At 62.9% G+C, this 442-nt stretch carries 1 protein-coding gene; it reads left to right on the top strand.

What is annotated here, in order from left to right; genetic code table 11:
* Positions 1–109 precede the first annotated feature (109 nt).
* The coding region (locus tag R0J87_RS18565; protein WP_498888032.1) for a hypothetical protein at positions 110–442 on the top strand (333 nt) is incomplete at its 3' end.

Genomic DNA, 442 nt, shown 5'->3' on the forward strand with positions numbered 1-442 from the left:
GATCTAAGTCCTTTCGCCGGCCGGCGGGCTTAGCGGCTCGCCGGCTGGCTTCCACGCAGAGCGTTTCTGACGATGGATGATGCTTTCACCCCAGCGAAAGGAGCTAGTAATGGACGGCCGTTTGACGCAGCAGGACTTGGAGAAGGTTGGCCGGATGCTGTCCCGCGACCACGGGATCACCTTGAAGTGCGAGGGCTCACTGGCGTATGCCTCGATGAGCCAACGCGAGATCACGCTTCCGGCCATTCCCGATGCCGGCATCGCCTCGCCGGAGCTGCTCCGCAACATACGGTTCTTCCTCGATCACGAGGTCGGCCACCTTGTGGGCAACAGCAGCGACAACGCCATGGACGTGCTCACCGCCGAGTACGGCGCGATGGGACGCCACATCATCAACGCGCTGGAGGACATCCGCGTCGAGGCGATGATGGCCAAGCTGTGG

This window comes from Halomonas sp. SIMBA_159 (assembly GCF_046536035.1).
Classification (GTDB): Bacteria; Pseudomonadota; Gammaproteobacteria; order Pseudomonadales; family Halomonadaceae; genus Vreelandella; species Vreelandella venusta_A.